Origin of the sequence: Psychrobacter sp. AOP3-A1-26 (genome assembly GCF_052378235.1) — a bacterium.
Classification (GTDB): Bacteria; Pseudomonadota; Gammaproteobacteria; order Pseudomonadales; family Moraxellaceae; genus Psychrobacter.
Genome location: NZ_JBQSXN010000019.1, coordinates 26,247 through 44,094, shown reverse-complemented (window position 1 = coordinate 44,094; position 17,848 = coordinate 26,247). Strand labels below are relative to the sequence as shown.

Below are 17,848 nucleotides of genomic sequence, written 5' to 3'. Positions count from 1 at the left end.
AAGTATAAAAAAAGGCCTAAGAGTTATCTTAGGCCTTTTTTTATTCACTACATATTGACGCTTATAGTAGATTCATTTTAAAAACGATACAGTGCTATTGGCTATAAATTTTTGCAGCCTCTGTCACGCCTGCGAACAGCAAGCAAGAAAAGATTATAGCAATAGTACATTATTATCATCGTATTCCTTTCATTTTTAACTGATTATACCAATAAGCTATTAGCCCATTAGTGTTGCAATAAATACTGCAATGATCGCTATTGGGGCGACAAACTTAGCAATGATTTGCCATACCTGCCAAGTAGTACCAGATAAATTAAGCTCCTGTTGGATACTACGTTGATCCATTCTCCAAGCAAAGAAGATAATACCTGCAAGACCAGTCAATGGTAATAAGAACTTACTGGTCACCTTATCTAACGCATCAAAGATACCATTACCCATGATGGTAAAGTCAGACCATAGGTTAAATGATAATAATGCCGCGATACCAAGGAGCCAAATAACGGTACTGGCAACGATGGTCGATACCGTACGGCTCATTGGCGTACGCTCTTCTAGGAACTCAACCGTTGGCTCAAGTAACGAGATTGATGACGTAATTGCTGCAAAAGTAATGAGTAAGAAGAACAGCGTACCAATAATGGTACCTCCCGTCATACTACCAAAGGCAATCGGTAAGCTGACGAAAATAAGACCTGGACCTGAAGAAGGGTCAAGACCATTACTAAAGATAATCGGGAAAATGGCTAAACCAGCGGCCAGTGCAATCACCGTATCTAAAATGACAACGGTACGCGCTGTTTTTAGTAGATTAACTTCACGGCCTAGATATGAGCCGTAAGCAACCATGATACCCATACCGATGGATAGTGTGAAGAAAGCATGACCTAGAGCGGCTAACATGACCTCCCCAGTTAGTTTGCTCAAATCAGGAGCGAATAGATAAGTCACTGCCTCACCAAAACCACCATTCACCACGTTATAGCCAACGATGACGAATAAAATAAGACCTAATAGTGGCATTAAAATTTTAGCAGTGGTTTCGATACCGCGAGTCACACCAACACCGACAATCAGCGCAGTGACTATCATAAACACCGTATGCCAAATCGTTAGCGTACCAGCTGAAGCCAACATAGCATCAAAGGTAGCACCAACCGCATCACCATCCTGACCAGAAAAACTACCAGCCCCTGTTTTGGTGATATAGTTAAGTGCCCAACCACCGATCACACTATAGAAGGATAGAATGAGAAAACCACCTAGAATACCTGTCGCGCCCACAATTCCCCAGCTAGGTGATTTACCTTCACTAACAGCAACGTCTGTAAAACTATTGACAGGGTTTTTTTGCCCGCGGCGACCGATTAGCCATTCAGCCACTACTACCGGAAAACCAACCAATGCAATACAAAATAAATAAGCAATAACAAAAGCAGAACCACCGCTCTCACCAACCATATAAGGAAATTTCCAAATATTTCCTAAGCCAACTGCAGACCCTACTGCTGCCAGTATGAAGCCAAAACTAGAGCTCCACTGTGCATGTTCTTGTTTATTGGTAGCCATTCTAACGTCCTCATGCTTTTCTTAATATCGCTCATAATCATCCATGATTATTATAAATAGCGATTAATAATTTTTAACTACTTCATCGACATATCAATGTGACGCGTCCAGCAATATCAAGAAAGAAAAGTTTACAATATCGTAAACGCTCAGTTTCTGCTAAGCCACCAAAAAAGTCAAGTACTGATAAATATAAAAAGCCATAACTATAAGTTATGGCTTTTTATATTTATCAGTACTCGATATGTGTTGTCTTCTTAAGAACATACACTCATATTTTTTAGCGCACCACGCCGCGCTTACTGTTTTGTAGGGAGTCAATGAGCATTTGAATTTTGGGTTCTTTATACAGCAGATCTTCTTGTAATATAATAAGTGCTTGTGTGGTGGTCATTCCAGATCTAAAAATTGTGCGGTATGCCTGACGTAACACGTCAATAGTTTCTTTTGACCAGTCCTTACGGCGCATCCCTTCGATATTAAGGCCATGAGTGGTTGCAGGATTACCAGACACCATCGTAAAGGCGGCCACATCCTTTAATATCAAGCTAGCGCCACCTATCAAACTATAATCATCAACCGTACAAAACTGGTGAATACCAGAATTACCACCGATAATGGTATGATTGCCAATAGTCACATGCCCTGCGACGCCAACATTATTGGCCAGTACATTATGATCACCAATCACACAATCATGAGCCACATGAGTATTGACCATCAGCAGATTATGGCTACCAATCTTGGTCAATCCATCATCTTGTGCCGTACCACGGTGTAAGCTACAAGCTTCGCGAATGGTATTATGGTCTCCAATCTCAAGCCACGTACGCTCACCCGCATATTTCAAATCTTGACAATCCTCACCGATACTGGAGAATTGATAAAACTGATTGTGTTTACCAATTCGCGTCAGCTTGGTGACGACCACGTGCCGATGCAAAACCGTGTGCGCGCCAATAGATACCTCATCGCCGACGATACAGTACGGACCAATAATGGCAGTATCATCAATCTGAGCGGACGGTGAGATGAGTGCCGTTGGATGGATCTGACTCATAATGTGGGCCCTTGTATCATCTGATGCGAATAAATGGTAAAACGAATTCTGCCAGTTTAGTGTTATAAGCAAAACGAAAACCAATGTTGCTTTTATATACGCCAATCTCAACTTATCGTAGGCCTTTGATTTTTATAGAATTTAAAATTTTAATTGTTTTAACTGAAATTTTAAAAACTAAGTAAACCAATACCTTAGAAAAATAAGTTGAGAGTGGGGTTTTATATATCATTATAATGCTTATCGTCAGTTTGAAAGTGACGCTTTAAACACTATAAGCTCTGAAAATTCCAGCTTTTACATATTCTGGACAGGCTTTTTATCAAAAACAGTTAGCACACTATCAGACTACTGCTCTTGACGGGCAATCATAATCTGAGCACTAGCAGCAAGTTCATCTTCGACATGTACCGTACAATCAAATTTATAAATACCACGCTTTTGCATCACGGTTTTGGCACGAATAATCAGTTGATCACCCGGAATGACTCGACGCTTAAAACGAACCTTATCAACCCCTGCAAACAGGTACAAATAGCCATCTTCTGCCGTTAACCCTGCACTGATAAACCCCAGCACGCCCGAGACCTGCGCCATCGACTCGACCATCAACACTCCTGGCATAATAGGCTGATCAGGAAAATGACCATTAAAAAATTCTTCATTAATAGTCACGTTTTTGATACCAGTAATGCATTCACCAGGCGTACAGCCGATAATCTTGTCCACTAACATAAAAGGATAGCGATGTGGCAAGTAGTGCTTTAAAGTATCGTAAGTTAATGGCAGCGTAAGACCTTGTGCGGCCAAGCTTTTAACGTCTTCATCCGTCGAAATATCTATATCAATGCTGCTCATAATATCGCTTCCTTGCTGTGTTATAAATCTTTAAAACTGGTTCTTTACTAATGACGACACACTAACCACGACCAAGCTGACGGAAGCGTACGGCTGCACGTCGCCAGTTGGCCGTTGGCATTGCAACCGTTCCAGAAGAGTACGAACCAGAATTTTTAATGGATTTGGTCACCATAGACATCCCAGACAGAGTAACATCATCAGTGATGTCAATATGACCGGTGATACCGACCGCGCCGCCAATGATACAGCGCTTACCTATGCTAGTGCTGCCAGCGATCCCCGTTTGAGCAGCGATTGCTGTGCCATCACCGATACGCACGTTATGAGCGACTTGTACTAAATTATCAATAATAACATGGTTACCAATCAGCGTATCATCAATAGCACCGCGATCAATACAGGTATGACTACCAATACGCACATGATCGCCGATGATGACGCGACCTAACTGGGCGATACGCTCCCAGCCTGTAACACTAGGATTGCTGGTGGGAGCAAAACCAAAACCTTCCGCACCCACACTCACCCCTGCATGCAGTCTCACGTGATTACCGATGATACAATCATGCCCGATGACCACTTGTGATTTGATAATACAATCATGGCCGATCTTAGTATTTGCTTCGATCACTACATGGGCATCAAGTGAGCTACGCGCGCCAATTTGCACATTATCGCCAATCACACAGAAAGCGCCGACGGTCACTTGCTCACCGATGACAGCACTATCGGCAATCACCGCACTAGGATGGATTGCATTGGCAGGTGACTCATGAGCAAACAGCTGACTGGCGCTAGCGTAGGCTAAGTAAGGGCTTGCTACGACAAGCGCTAGTGCTGTCGCTGGCACTTGGTCACGATACTCTGCGGTGACCAGTACGGCCCCTGCCCGACTGTTTGCTAAACTAGAAACATAGTGTGGATCTGCCAAAAAGCTCAACTGCTTGCTGTCAGCAGTGGTCAGACTACCCACGCTACTAAATTTTTGACGTGACTGTTCAGCGTTGATTTCAGCCTTATTAGTAATAGGCTGACGCTGCTCAATCCGAGTGATAAGTTGCTCAATCGTTATCATAGTTGCTATTAATGTTTTTGTGAATATTATTATGAATAAGGCGGTCGTCAAACTGAGGATTCAGCTTGACGACCTGTTAAAATCTAACTGCTTTTTTAATCTGGAAAAATCCCTAATTAAAAACAGTTATATAAGGTTAAAAGCCATTGTTAACTTAGAAGGTGTTACCAATCTGGAACTGAACTTTTTCAGTTTCATCGCCTTCTTTATCACCAATAGGGACGGCATAACTCAGTGAAATCGGACCAATTGGCGTATACCAAGTTACCCCAGCACCAGCACTAAAACGCATACTATTATCTTGCGTTAATAATGGCACGCCTGTATCGGTGCCATCGTTAGGATTGATAAAGTTACGATCTTCTTTATCCGTGGTATCAAATACCTGACCGCCTTCAGCGAATAATACTGGACGTACTTGGTCTGCCCAATCGCCTTTGAATGGCATTGGCAAGATTAGCTCACTACCGAAGCTAACGAGCGCATTACCACCAATTTCTTCATCTTTATAGCGCAAATCATCATTGATGGCATCATAATATGTCTGAGATTTGGGTCCTAGCGTTGACGCTTCATAACCACGTACCGAGCCATAACCACCGGCATAGAAGTTTTCATAGAACGGTAAATCATTACCATAACCGAGCTTGGTATAACCGCGTGCGACCCAATCTTTATAAATAGGATAGTAGATATTGCCGCGATAAACGAGTTTTTGATAGCTGGCATCACCCAGACCAATCGTTGCATCGACCGTATGACTCATACCTTTGCTTGGAAATACGGGACGATCTAAAGTACTGTAGTCCCAACCAAATAACAGGTTGTAGGTTTGATAGTCGTTTTTAAAGCCTGTGCGTCCAGTCGCTTCACCTTCATCATTGACAAAACTTTCAAACGACCCACCGTCATCAATAATTTGTTGAACGTTTGACACACCTAGGAAACGGCCACCGCGCACTGAGGTTTTGTCAACATTAAGACCGGCACTAACGCGTTTGGTTTCATCAACTGGATAACTATAGTTTAGCGTAGCGCCATAAGCATCCGTCACATAGTTACTAACGTTTCTATCGTCGTACTTGGTTTCACGATAATAAGCGCTAATGCCTTGCGATACACCATTTTCAGTGAAGTACGGATCGGTATAGCCCAAGCTATAAGAATCACGCGTTTCTGAACGTGATAACGCTGCTTTGACACGGTTACCCGTACCCATAAAGTTGTTTTGCGTGAGATCTAACTGGAACGTTACACCGCCACTTTGTGAGTAACCAGCGGCAATCGTTGAGCTACCAGATGGCTGTTCTTCAACCGTATAGTTTACGTCCACTTGGTCGGGCTGGTTCGGCACTGGTTTCACATCAACATTGACGCCTTTAAAGAAACCAGTTCGCATCAGGCGCGTACGTGACAGTTGTATCTTATCGCTAGATGCCAGTGCGCCTTCTAATTGACGCATTTCGCGGCGCAGTACTTCATCTTGTGTTTTGATATTACCGGTAAAATTGATACGGCGAACATAAATAGGACGTGCAGGATCGATAAAATAGTCAATCTCGACCATTTTGGTATCATCATTGATACGCGGTACTGGTCTTATCTCTGCTAAGTAATAACCTTCATTGCCATAACGACTCTTCAATGCTGCCGTGGTTTCATCTAACTTGGCTTGTGAGTACTTTTCGTTAGGCGCAAAGGTGACCAGCTCTTTTAACTCATTATCATCAAAAGTCGGCTTGCCTAAAAAATTCACTTCGCCAAACTGATAACGCTCGCCTTCGCTAAGACTGACTTCGATAAACACACTGCTCTTATCTTCGCTAATATTGAGCACCGCATTATCAACGGCAAAACGTACATAACCGTCATTTTGGTATAGTGCTTTTAGGTTTTCTAAACTGGCGGCCAGCTTTTCTTTGGCATAACGATCAGACTTAGAGAGTAGACGTGTCCATGAGGATTCTTTGACCGCAAAGACATCTTTAATTTCTTCATCACTAAAGTGTTTGTTGCCGATGATGTTGATATCAACTACCTTGGCAGGCTTACCTTCGATAAAGCGCACATCAAGCTTAACCCGATTGCCATCAAGGACGGTTTGCTCTACTTCGATATTACTGTTGTAATAGCCCTGACTGATATACTGCTGCTGTAGCTCGTTGGCTACGCCCTGTAACGTGGCTTGTTTTAGCACATCACCAACTGACAAACCAGCGTTGTCGAGCCCCTGCTCAAGCCCTTCTTTAGGGATGAGCTTATTGCCCTCAAAGTTTACTTCGGCAATGGTTGGACGTTCGACGACATCAAACCGTAGTTTACCGCCTTCGACACGACTTTGAATATCAGCAAAGTTTTCAGTCGCATACAGCGCCTTAATACTGGCCGCCAAACTACTATCATTCACCGTATCCCCTACCGAAACAGGCAGAACCGGATAGAGGCTATCGGGGGTTAGGCGTTGCAGGCCGTTGAAACCGATGTCAGTGACTACAAATTCTGCAGCCTGTACCGGCATGCTCATCATCGCTACAACTAACGGCAACCCAGCCGCGCTCATAAATAAAGGCGTACGCATAAATACTATCCGTCAATAAAAAACTGCTTAAGTTAAGTTGAAAAGCACATATTGTCTCGACCATATCGCGTAAAGTCATAAACTACGCGCGGGAAACTCAGAACACTTTATATAAAATGCATCACAAAATAAACTAAAAATTACGATTAGTACAGAGGCCATGATACAAAGTAGCCCATCTATCATGGTAATGATCAGCGCATGATGGGCGCAAAACCATTAGTATCTCGTGCCTTATCGGCCATATTATCTATTATTTACTCAAAAAAGCCGACTGATATCATTACCAATTGCTAACACCATGAAACCTGCCAGCAAGAGTAAACCGATATTTAACCCAATCATTTGCACCCCTTCTGAGAGTGGCTTACCGCGAATCAGCTCAATAAGATAATATACTATATGACCACCATCTAATACCGGAATGGGCAAAAGATTTAGTACAGCAAGGCTCAAACTAATCAACGCTGCCGTCGATAGCACCATTTGCCAACTGATATCAAAACTTTGCTTAGCAACTTTAGCAATGGTAATCGGGCCGGACAAATTGTCCAAACCAATCATGCCTGACAGCATCTTGCCCATCGAGCTGACGGTCATGACTGCCAACTGTTCGGTCTTCTCAAACGACTTGACCAGCGACTCGCCAGGACCATAAACCACCGTCGTCTTGTATTCATCCGGAATAACAATTTCAGACTGTGCCACCATAGCACCAATTTGTCCATAATCGTTACCCAAATTGTCTTTTTTACCTTGCGGCATAATCTGTAATTGCACAGATTTATCATCACGCAATACCGTAAAATCAAGCAGCGTTTCAGGGCTATCGCGGATAATACGCGTGGCACTAATCCAATCTTTGATTTCTTTGCCATTAATGGCAGTAATCCGGTCACCAACTTTTAAACCTTGACGACTGGCGGCGCCCTCAGGGGTTAAATCACCGATTATCGGTTCAATATTCGGCTGCCACGGTATCATGCCAAAACTGGTTAATGCATCTTTACCTTGTGCTGTACCTTGCATAAACTCTGTGACAGGTGCTTGGTAGGTTTTAGTCGAACTATTGGTTTGTGCGTTTGACTGCAGCGTGACACTGACATTATCTGTCTCACCCATACGCCCAGCGAGACGATAGTTGATACCTTCCCAAGTCTGTACGTCATGACCATCAATGGCAATAATTTTATCGCCAACAGGCAACTGTGCCATCGCGGCAGGGGTATCAGGCAATACTTGCCCAATATTGGTCGCTAACTGTTCTGACGGGGTCATGAACAACACCCAAAATAGCACAATCGCAATCACAAAGTTCATGATCGGGCCAGCCGCGACGATCGCTATTTTCTTGAGCGGATGCTGACGATTGAACGCCAAGTGTTGCTCATCTTTTGCGACTTCGCCTTCACGCTCATCGAGCATTTTGACATAACCACCCAGTGGTAAGGCGGAAAGTCGATAGTCAATGCCACTTTTTTTACTGGTCCAACCAAACATTTTAGGACCAAAGCCAATAGAATACGTCAGTACTTTAACGCCGCAAAGACGCGCCACAATGTAATGACCCCACTCGTGCAAAGCAATGAGCGGCCCTAAGACAAATATTGCCGCAAGCAGCGTTAATAAAAATGTCATGATTGTCTCTCAGTATTTTTCTTAACAGCTTTTATCAATGAACTGGTTCTCAATATTATTAAGAGCTATTACGCTAATTTTGCTACAAGCTTGTCAGTAAGATGGCGTGCTATTTTATCAATCGCTAGAATATCTTCTATATCAGCAGTGTCACTTAACGGTGGTAGCTGTATATCATTTAAGGCTTGCTCATTAATATCAGCAATATCAGTCAGGCGAATATGACCTTCTAAAAATGCAGAAACGGCAATCTCATTGGCTGCATTTAATACAATCGTCGCTTGCGTGCCCGCTTGCATCGCTTGCCGAGCAAGGCTTAAGCAGGCAAATTTTTGCAGATCTGGTTCAACAAATTCCAAAGCACTTAGCGCAAATAAATCTAATGGCTGTGAGCCACTATCGATACGATTGGGGTAGCTGAGCGCATGGGCAATGGGGGTTTTCATATCTGGACTGCCCAGCTGCGCTAAAAAGCTACCATCGCTATATTCTACCATTGAGTGAATGATACTTTGCGGATGAATAACCACATTTATTTTATTTTCAGGCAAGTCAAATAAATGACACGCTTCTATCAGCTCAAGCCCTTTATTCATCATCGTTGCCGAGTCGACTGATATTTTTTGTCCCATCGACCAGTTTGGGTGTTTGACCGCTTCAGTGACACTCGCTTGCTGCATCTGTGCAAATGATTTTTGCAAAAATGGTCCACCAGACGCGGTCAACCACAGCTTGCGTACGCCATGGCTTAGCTCATGAATTTGACTGTGGTCTTGTTGAATAGAGAACGGCAAACACTGAAAAATAGCGTTGTGCTCAGAGTCGAGCGGTAGCAAGGTAGCATGATGCGTTTTGACCGCATTAATCATCACTTTCCCTGCCATCACCAGGGCTTCTTTATTGGCCAGTAGAATACGCTTACCTGCACGCGCTGCTGCTAAGGTAGAAGGCAGCCCTGCCGCGCCCACAATAGCGGCAACGACCGTATCAGTTTGCGAGTCAGTGGCAATATCTACCAACCCTTCTGCGCCGCCTACCACATCGATATCCAGACCAGCCGCACCAAGGCGCTGGGCAAAATCATCGACCGCTGCTGTCGGTACACTGACGCGTTTGGGTAAAAACTGTTTGCAAAGCGCCAGTAACTTATCTAAATGCTGGTAGCCTGATAAAGCATAAACTTCGTAGTGCTGTGGTTGTGCCGCTAGAATTGCTAACGTGCTATCGCCAATCGAACCTGTCGCGCCTAGTACGGCGATACGTTGCGTCATAACCATCGGTGCCTTACCTATGAATGGTACTGTAAAAAACAGCACTCGTATAAAAAACTAAAGAAAAAAGTAAGAGTAAGCCGCAAAAAACATAAAAGCCATTGCTACTATAAATACTATTATATAAAAAAATAAGCGATCTTACCCTTATAGCTTTATCTTGTAGAGGCTAAATAAGGCTATTACCTATTTTGCCTCTATGAAAGACTGAAAAAAAATTTGCGTGCTGTGCTTACATCGACAGAGGCGGAAAAACCGCCATCCGCCTCGCTATAAAATCTTTACAGCGAACGGACTACACCACGATCAAACCTAGCTGCTGTATCGCCCAAAACCCAAGCGCAAATATCGGTGTGGCAGATAATAGCGAGTCGATACGATCAAGCACTCCGCCATGACCCGGTAAAATGGTTCCTGAATCTTTGACATCGGCGCGGCGTTTAAGCATTGACTCAAACAAATCACCAAGAACAGATGCTAAAATCGTTATTGCGGATAACGCCACAAAAGCAATAAGTGGCACGCCAGTTAACTGTAATTTAAAGACACTGATTGCAATCACTACCAGCAAACCTGTGACGAGCCCACCCGCCAGTCCCTCCATACTCTTATTAGGTGAGACATTGGGTGCCATCTTGCGGCGACCAAGCTTGCGACCCACAAAATAAGCGCCACTATCCGCGCACCAGACTAATAAGAACACATAGAGCAACCACCATGCTGACAGTTGCCACAAATAAAACATAGCGGTAATAGAGGCGGTTAATATCACAGCGCCCATCAATGCCAGCTTCTTGCCATACCAATTAGTATGCGTGGGGAAAACTCTGACCCAAGACAAGGCCATTAGCCATATAGCCAGTGAAGCCACCCACCAAAACAGCCAAGTGACTTTAAATATGAGCGATACTAAGGTCAGCACCAAGACCAGTACTACAAATAAAACAGGCTGGCGCCACTTCGGCATCAGCTTGGTCCATTCATGAGCAGCGATAATCACCCCAACCGCTAACAGCGGCGCAAATAAAATAGGGGTTTGGCTCGCAAACATTGCAATACCAACGATAATAACGAGAACAATTGCCGTCTTAATTCGTTGCCACATACTTATTGAGCCTTATTAATAATGAAAAATGCCTGATTAAAAACGCATTATAGCAGTTAATCTACAATAGCCCACTAACAGTGCGTATTCGTGAACGTTCAATATAGCCAATTAAGACGGTTTATTGTGTCACCAGCAAGTTTCTTAATGCATTTTCTGCTCTGTCACTACCTGTTCGCTGGTTTTGCCAAAGCGGCGTTGTCGTCGGGCGAATTCTGCCACCATCGCTGCTAACTCATCCGCTGCAAAGTTTGGCCACAGTGTTTGGGTAAAAAATAGCTCGGCATACGCCGATTGCCACAATAAAAAGTTAGAAAGACGATATTCGCCACCTGTACGTATTAGCATATCCACTTCGGGCGCATCCGCCAATTGCACATACTTACTGAGGCTCTGTTTATCGATATCTTCCACTGATAGCTGGCCTAGCTGCACTTGCTGTGCCAGCTGCTTTGCGGCATGGGCGATATCCCATTGGCCGCCATAACTGATCGCAATGACCAATGTCATGGCTTCAAAATTTGCCGTTTTTGCTTCAGCGTCTGCCATTAATGCCTGCAAATCATCGCTCAGCTGACTGCGATCACCAATGAAACGCAGACGAATACGGTGCTTCTGCATACGAGGCATTTGCTCATGAATGGTTAAGCTTAATAGGTGCATCAATAACGCCACCTCATTTGGTGGGCGTTGCCAGTTTTCACTAGAAAAGGCAAATACCGTTAAGACTTCAATTCCGACCCTAACACAGTATTCGACAATCGGGTCTAGCGCATCTTTGCCTGCCACATGCCCTTGACCAGCACCCAGTTTATTGGCTTTACCATAGCGATTATTGCCATCCATGATGATAGCAATATGACGGGGAAGAATAGCAGAAATCGAAGCGGTTGACGTTGACGGGGACATAGGCGAACTTGCTTATTGTTGAGGTGAGATAATAATAACGCGTGCGATAGCGGTTAAAAAGGACAATACAGACAATTCATAAACTTATCACAATTCAGTCATTTGACCTTGACCATATTATGACAGCAATCTACACAAAACTAAGCAGCCGGTGCATTGGCTGCTTAGTTTTGGCGGTATTACCAATATTTTGTCGGTCTAAATGACAAAAAAACTGATGTTTATACTTCCATTAAATCGCTTTCTTTTTTACTTAAGCGGCTATCAATGGTCTCAATAAACTTATCGGTAATTTTTTGAATATCATCACTGGCACGGCGCTCATCATCTTCTGATATTTCTTTTTCTTTTGCCAAGTCTTTAATATCGTTCATCATATCACGGCGAATATTACGAATAGAAACACGGCTGTTTTCTGCCTCGCCACGTGCCAATTTTTGCATATCTTTTCGGGTTTCTTCTGTCAACGCTGGCATCGGCACACGAATCACATCAGCTGACATTGGGTTCAGACCCAAATCTGCTTCGCGAATCGCTTTATCAATCGCTTGTACCATGGTGCGGTCAAACGGCTGCACAAGTAAGGTACGCGAGTCTTCAACGTTGACGCTGGCTACTTGGTTTAGTGGGGTATCAGAACCGTAGTAGCTGACCATCACGCCTGACAACATACCTGGATGCGCTCGCCCAGTACGGACTTTACTAAAAGTACTCTCAAGCGCTTCTAAGGTTTTTTGCATGCGCGCTTCGCCGTCTTGCTTAATCTCTTTAATCATTAGGTATCCTTATTTATCGCTGTCGACAAATCATTCATTGTTAATTATATAGGTATTCATTATTGGTTGTTTATTCAGCCACATTCAGGGCTGACGTAGCAATAAAAATTAATGATAAACGCGTGTGCCTTCATTTTCGCCCATAATCACATTCAATAAGGCGTTAGGCTTGGTCATATCAAAAACTTGTAACGGTACATTGTGCTCACGGCATAGCGCAATAGCGGTTAAATCCATGACCCCGAGCTTCTGCTCTAATACCTCATCAAAGGTCAAACCATCATATTTGACCGCATCAGCATGTAGGCTTGGGTCTTTATCATAGACACCATCAACTTTGGTGGCTTTTAAGATTAAGCCCGCTTCGATTTCGATACCGCGTAAGCAAGCAGCCGTATCAGTGGTAAAGAAAGGATTGCCTGTACCAGCGACAAAGATACACACTTCGCCGTTTTTAAGATAACGAATCGCATTACGGCTGCTATAGCTTTCAGTTACCTCACCAATGGGCAACGCTGACATCAAACGGGTTTTGATATTGCGACGCTCAAGGGCGTCACGCATTGCCAGACCATTCATAACAGTGGCTAGCATACCCATTTGATCGCCTGTGACGCGACCAACCAAGCCTTCTTTTTGTAGCTGAGCACCGCGATATAAGTTACCGCCGCCGACGACGATACCGACTTGTACACCAAGTCCGCGTAAATGAGCAATAGACAAACTCATTTTATCGAGTACTTCGGTATCAATACCCATGTCTTTGCCACCCGCTAAGGCTTCGCCAGAGAGTTTTAGCAAGATACGAGAATAACTTGGGTTTTTGTCAGACATGGGGTCACCTTGTTAGCATTAAATTATAATTAAAGTTATCGATAAAACACAAATAGAATTTGCCTTTGGATTCGCCTACAGCGTCATACTCAGTGGTAGGCATGTAAAAAGGCTAAATTGCGCTAATTGTAGCAAAAACTGCCCGCTGTTGGGCAATTTTCACTTGAGATAATAGGTTTGCTTTTTAACCTTGATAACTAGCAAATAAGTCATATTCGCTAGCATCATCAATAGTAACCGTTAAGAATTGCCCTACTTTGACGTGGCCGTCAATCTCATCGACATAGACATGACCATCAATCTCAGGCGCGTCAGCGTAGCTACGACAAATAGCGATGCCTTCCTCACTATCAATTTCATCGACCAATACCATTAAGGTTTTGCCAATTTTTTCTTGTAGTTTTTGCGCAGAAATCTCTTGCTGTACGCTCATAAAACGCTCGTAGCGTTCTTGCTTGATATTTTCAGGCACAGGATTTGGCAAATCATTGGCGACCGCGCCTTCGACTTCCGAATAGGTAAAGGCACCAACGCGGTCAAGGCCTGCTTCGACTAACCAGTCAAGCAAGACTTGAAAGTCTTCTTCGGTCTCACCAGGGAAGCCAACGACAAAGGTGGAGCGAATGACGATATCAGGACAAATCTCACGCCACGCCTTGATACGAGCTAGCGTGTTCTCGCTATGTGCTGGGCGTTTCATGGCTTTTAAGATGCGATGACTGGCATGTTGGAACGGAATATCCAAATAAGGTAACAGCTTCTTCTCGCCCATAAGCTCAACGACTTTATCCACATGCGGATACGGATAGACGTAATGCAGACGCACCCAAATACCCAAATCATTCAACGCTTTACACATATCATAAAACTTGGATTTGAGCGGCATACCATTCCAAAAGCTGGTCTTGTACTTTAAATCCAAACCATACGCAGAAGTGTCTTGCGAGATAATAAGTAACTCTTTCACCCCCGCCTTTTTGAGCGCCAGTGCTTCATTCATGACACTATCAATCGGACGCGATACTAAATCACCGCGTAGGCTTGGAATAATGCAGAAAGTACAGCGATGGTTACAACCTTCAGATATTTTTAGATAGGCATAATGACTGGGCGTTAATTTAATGCCCGCTTCATTAATCAAATCAATTTTAGGATTATAGTCTTTGTCCTGTGCCTTATTGGGGCGCGGCACATGCTGTGAAACTGCGGTAATCACTTCATCATAAGCATGAGCACCAGTCACAGCTAGCACCGCTGGATGCATGGTACGGATTTTTTCCGCTTCTTTACCCAAGCAACCCGTTACGATGACTTTACCGTTTTTACTAATGGCCTCACCGATGGCATCGAGCGACTCTTGTACTGCTGACTCAATAAAGCCGCAAGTATTAACCACGACTAGGTCTGCGCCATCATAATCACTGGCAACCTGATAGCCATCACGGCTCAATTCCGTAATAATACGCTCACTATCTACTAATGCTTTTGGGCAACCAAGCGATACAAAACCAATCTTAGGCGCTGTGTTGACGGGCGCATTTATAGTCGCTGAAGTAGTTGAAGTCACCTGACTACTTTGTTCGATACTACGGTTTTGATTGTGATTGGCTTTATGGTGGTAAGGGTCACTGCTATCTGTTGAGCGCTGCGCGGGCGTTGCTGTCGGCTTGGCAGGATTGAAGATAGTAGCAGTGTCCTTTGGGGTGTTAGGAACTGGCTGTGAGGTAGTAACAGTCGGATTAACGGACTCGGTAGAAGTTTTGGGCATGGCTGACCTTGCTAGAGATAAATTGGCTGTGCGCATTGTACGTTTTTTTTGTGATAATCACCAGTTTTGCCGCCCTATAGTGTTGATTTATGGTTAAATATTATATCGAGTATTCCTTTCTCCTAGGCATAGTCAATATTGATGCCTATATTAATGATATGCACACACACTTTGGCTAGGGCGTGTCATCATTTAGACATCTCTGCATCAGAGAACAAACGCAAATTCTTTTAATATCAATAATTTATAATTCTTAGTAAAAATAATCGCTAAAAAATTAAAATTAATTGCAAATAGGGGTTGCCAAATCATTCAAACTCTATATAATAGCCAACCACTGAGACGCACTACCGAATCAGTTAACTGTCTAGATAGCATTTGAGTTTCATTGCTGTTAATGATAGAGTAACGAAAATGGGGCTGTGGCGGAATTGGTAGACGCACCAGATTTAGGTTCTGGCGCCGCAAGGTGTGAGAGTTCGAGTCTCTCCAGCCCCACCATTTTCGGATAGTACATCTTAGACCAAATATCAAAACCTGCCTCTGAGCAGGTTTTTTTGTGTTTAAGGTTTATGTAAAACACTTATCCATAATAAACAGAGAAAGCTAAGACCTATATTATGGATAAAGGCCTGATAGCAATTATTAGAGGTATAAAAATGACTGGTTTAAAACGATGAATAAAGGATTTTGGTTAACGGTAGGTCTACTGCTGCTATTGACAGCCAGTCTTTTGGGTCTTCGCAACCTATATAAACCTGATAGTTCAGCTGACTTGGATACAAACTCGAATACCAAGATTATGATGAGCTTGGATAAATTTAGTGGCTTTCACCACGATGCAGAGATACTTTTAGAAAAGTTAACCGTTCTAAAAGCGGGTATAGAAAGCGCGATTGCTACCCAAGATACCAAACTATTAGCAAGCACTATCAGCAACACTTATAGAATCATAGATAATGTGAATGTTAATCGTCTGCCAACTATCGCACCTTTTGAGGTTTGCGATGAAACATTAGATACAATGAGCCGCTATGCTATTAGCGCTAAGAGTTATTACTCTGGTACTGACAACACCAATATAGATCAGATGAATGAATTAAGAGAGACTTTCAATATGAAATTTGCTCAGTGTCAAAGCATCGTTAATGATAAATCTGTGGAAGCACTCTATCAAGACTATCAGTAATACGCTTTATCTGCTTTGTAACAACGTTAAATCCCTCAAAACCTCCTCCATACTTCGATAGCGCGTCTCTAGCCATTTTGCCAATGCCTTATCGATAATGTGTTGATAGCGATCATATTCTGATGGCAATTTTGGCACAGGCTGTTGGCAATGTTGAATCGCCCAATCAAGCATTGGCTGACTACTTTGCGCTCTCACTCTAAACGGTCGCTTGCCCACTAATATCTCATACAGCATTATTCCAAACGCATAAATATCGCTCGATACCGTTGCACCCTGCCCTTGCCAACGCTCGGGCGCAAGATATGCTGGTGTGCCCGCAGGATTTGAATTACTAGCGCTATCAAAGCGTTGCGCTAAAGCAAAATCAGTTAACAACAAATCAGACGTTATTCTATTATAATTAGTGCCATCCGTTAAAGTCCGTTTGAGCAAAATATTACTGGGCTTAATATCATTATGTAACCAGCCTATCTTATGCAAACGACGAATAAGATAAGCAGCTTGCAAGATAAATTGATGTTTTTGTTGAGCGGTTAATAACAGATGCTTTTGAGCGCTTAACTGACTTGCCAAGCTGCCATTAAGATAATAGGGCATGACAAGTATAATCAGCTGCAAAGACGGCTCTAATATTTGAAGCGTGATATTTTCATAATCTAATAGCAGCGGTGCGATCAGATTATTTTGATGGTTCGATGAAGTATTTATAGATTTTAGAACATCCGCTTCGTCGGTTAAATCAGCCAACTTGTCTGAGTCTTGACTGGCACCACCTTTACTTACATTACTTAAAGCACTTAACTGCCATTTAATCATCACATTACCAAACTGTGGATGCTGCGCGCGTGTTAAACCTTGATAATTATTATTTTTAATATCATAGCTTTTAGCATTCTGATTTTGCTCCCTATTTTTTCCACTATTTTGCTGGCTAAGGCGTTGGTGGGCTAGCTCAGTATAATATCGTGCGGACAACGCTTGAGTAATGATTGGCAATAGCTGCTGAGCATGTGCCTGTAACGCTTGTATATTAGACAGATTACTGGCACTATTTTTCATGGTACTTTTCCCGATACTGTTTTTCATGGTACGGTGACACTGCTACCGCCCAATTTATACCATCTCCAAAAACCAGAATAACGCAAAAAACTGTGCAAGCACTACATCTATTAGGCTTAGCAGATTTAATAACGTTAATCATACTTTTTG

14 protein-coding genes and 1 tRNA gene are annotated in these 17,848 nt (G+C 43.2%); 2 read left to right on the top strand and 13 right to left on the bottom strand.

The window, feature by feature from the left end:
* Window positions 1-219: 219 nt before the first annotated feature.
* From ACT3TU_RS05315 to rimO, 12 genes are all read right to left on the bottom strand, one after another.
* Complete coding sequence (locus ACT3TU_RS05315) at window positions 220-1,572, bottom strand: sodium-dependent transporter (RefSeq protein WP_192523290.1); 1,353 nt, start codon at window positions 1,570-1,572, stop codon at window positions 220-222.
* Between the two features lie 280 nt (window positions 1,573-1,852).
* Window positions 1,853-2,632, bottom strand: coding sequence for an acyl-ACP--UDP-N-acetylglucosamine O-acyltransferase (lpxA, locus tag ACT3TU_RS05310; protein WP_192523291.1), 780 nt, complete (start codon window positions 2,630-2,632; stop codon window positions 1,853-1,855).
* Between the two features lie 348 nt (window positions 2,633-2,980).
* Complete coding sequence (gene fabZ / locus ACT3TU_RS05305; RefSeq protein ID WP_192523292.1) at window positions 2,981-3,490, bottom strand: 3-hydroxyacyl-ACP dehydratase FabZ; 510 nt, start codon at window positions 3,488-3,490, stop codon at window positions 2,981-2,983.
* Between the two features lie 61 nt (window positions 3,491-3,551).
* Window positions 3,552-4,568, bottom strand: coding sequence for a UDP-3-O-(3-hydroxymyristoyl)glucosamine N-acyltransferase (gene lpxD, locus ACT3TU_RS05300; RefSeq protein WP_192523293.1), 1,017 nt, complete (start codon window positions 4,566-4,568; stop codon window positions 3,552-3,554).
* A gap of 154 nt (window positions 4,569-4,722) precedes the next feature.
* Window positions 4,723-7,146: an outer membrane protein assembly factor BamA gene (bamA, locus tag ACT3TU_RS05295; RefSeq protein ID WP_192523294.1), complete on the bottom strand. Its 2,424-nt coding sequence runs from the start codon at window positions 7,144-7,146 to the stop codon at window positions 4,723-4,725.
* 261 nt (window positions 7,147-7,407) lie between these two features.
* Window positions 7,408-8,784: an RIP metalloprotease RseP gene (gene rseP / locus ACT3TU_RS05290; RefSeq protein ID WP_192523295.1), complete on the bottom strand. Its 1,377-nt coding sequence runs from the start codon at window positions 8,782-8,784 to the stop codon at window positions 7,408-7,410.
* A gap of 68 nt (window positions 8,785-8,852) precedes the next feature.
* Window positions 8,853-10,061 carry a 1-deoxy-D-xylulose-5-phosphate reductoisomerase gene (gene ispC / locus ACT3TU_RS05285; protein ID WP_192523296.1) on the bottom strand — a complete coding sequence of 403 codons (1,209 nt, stop codon included), beginning with the start codon at window positions 10,059-10,061 and terminating at the stop codon, window positions 8,853-8,855.
* A gap of 289 nt (window positions 10,062-10,350) precedes the next feature.
* Entirely contained in the window at window positions 10,351-11,160 is an 810-nt protein-coding gene (locus ACT3TU_RS05280; protein WP_192523297.1) for a phosphatidate cytidylyltransferase, read from the bottom strand.
* 144 nt (window positions 11,161-11,304) lie between these two features.
* The gene (gene uppS / locus ACT3TU_RS05275) at window positions 11,305-12,069 is read right to left on the bottom strand and encodes a polyprenyl diphosphate synthase (RefSeq protein WP_192529121.1); all 765 of its coding nucleotides are present in this window, start codon (window positions 12,067-12,069) and stop codon (window positions 11,305-11,307) included.
* Between the two features lie 221 nt (window positions 12,070-12,290).
* Entirely contained in the window at window positions 12,291-12,845 is a 555-nt protein-coding gene (gene frr, locus ACT3TU_RS05270; protein WP_192523299.1) for a ribosome recycling factor, read from the bottom strand.
* A 108-nt stretch (window positions 12,846-12,953) separates the two neighbouring features.
* A complete protein-coding gene (pyrH, locus tag ACT3TU_RS05265; protein WP_192523300.1) occupies window positions 12,954-13,679 on the bottom strand; it encodes a UMP kinase in 726 nt (241 codons plus the stop codon).
* A 184-nt stretch (window positions 13,680-13,863) separates the two neighbouring features.
* Window positions 13,864-15,447 (bottom strand): 30S ribosomal protein S12 methylthiotransferase RimO, encoded by a 1,584-nt coding sequence (rimO, locus tag ACT3TU_RS05260; RefSeq protein WP_192523301.1) that lies wholly within the window; start codon window positions 15,445-15,447, stop codon window positions 13,864-13,866.
* Between the two features lie 416 nt (window positions 15,448-15,863).
* Here rimO and ACT3TU_RS05255 point away from each other — a divergent pair.
* Together ACT3TU_RS05255 and ACT3TU_RS05250 are read left to right on the top strand one after the other, a co-directional pair.
* Window positions 15,864-15,948, top strand: a tRNA-Leu gene (locus ACT3TU_RS05255).
* 175 nt (window positions 15,949-16,123) lie between these two features.
* A complete protein-coding gene (locus ACT3TU_RS05250) occupies window positions 16,124-16,636 on the top strand; it encodes a hypothetical protein (RefSeq protein WP_192523302.1) in 513 nt (170 codons plus the stop codon).
* A 6-nt stretch (window positions 16,637-16,642) separates the two neighbouring features.
* Here the strand turns inward: ACT3TU_RS05250 and ACT3TU_RS05245 are convergent, their stop codons facing one another.
* Window positions 16,643-17,698: a serine/threonine-protein kinase gene (locus ACT3TU_RS05245; RefSeq protein ID WP_192523303.1), complete on the bottom strand. Its 1,056-nt coding sequence runs from the start codon at window positions 17,696-17,698 to the stop codon at window positions 16,643-16,645.
* Between the last annotated feature and the right edge of the window lie 150 nt (window positions 17,699-17,848).

Coding starts and splice junctions, on each gene's coding strand:
- ACT3TU_RS05315 (WP_192523290.1), bottom strand. CDS start 1,572: ATGGCTACCAATAAACAAGAACATGCACAGTGGAGCTCTAGTTTTGGC.
- lpxA (WP_192523291.1), bottom strand. CDS start 2,632: ATGAGTCAGATCCATCCAACGGCACTCATCTCACCGTCCGCTCAGATT.
- fabZ (WP_192523292.1), bottom strand. CDS start 3,490: ATGAGCAGCATTGATATAGATATTTCGACGGATGAAGACGTTAAAAGC.
- lpxD (WP_192523293.1), bottom strand. CDS start 4,568: ATGATAACGATTGAGCAACTTATCACTCGGATTGAGCAGCGTCAGCCT.
- bamA (WP_192523294.1), bottom strand. CDS start 7,146: ATGCGTACGCCTTTATTTATGAGCGCGGCTGGGTTGCCGTTAGTTGTA.
- rseP (WP_192523295.1), bottom strand. CDS start 8,784: ATGACATTTTTATTAACGCTGCTTGCGGCAATATTTGTCTTAGGGCCG.
- ispC (WP_192523296.1), bottom strand. CDS start 10,061: ATGGTTATGACGCAACGTATCGCCGTACTAGGCGCGACAGGTTCGATT.
- ACT3TU_RS05280 (WP_192523297.1), bottom strand. CDS start 11,160: ATGTGGCAACGAATTAAGACGGCAATTGTTCTCGTTATTATCGTTGGT.
- uppS (WP_192529121.1), bottom strand. CDS start 12,069: ATGTCCCCGTCAACGTCAACCGCTTCGATTTCTGCTATTCTTCCCCGT.
- frr (WP_192523299.1), bottom strand. CDS start 12,845: ATGATTAAAGAGATTAAGCAAGACGGCGAAGCGCGCATGCAAAAAACC.
- pyrH (WP_192523300.1), bottom strand. CDS start 13,679: ATGTCTGACAAAAACCCAAGTTATTCTCGTATCTTGCTAAAACTCTCT.
- rimO (WP_192523301.1), bottom strand. CDS start 15,447: ATGCCCAAAACTTCTACCGAGTCCGTTAATCCGACTGTTACTACCTCA.
- ACT3TU_RS05250 (WP_192523302.1), top strand. CDS start 16,124: ATGAATAAAGGATTTTGGTTAACGGTAGGTCTACTGCTGCTATTGACA.
- ACT3TU_RS05245 (WP_192523303.1), bottom strand. CDS start 17,698: ATGAAAAATAGTGCCAGTAATCTGTCTAATATACAAGCGTTACAGGCA.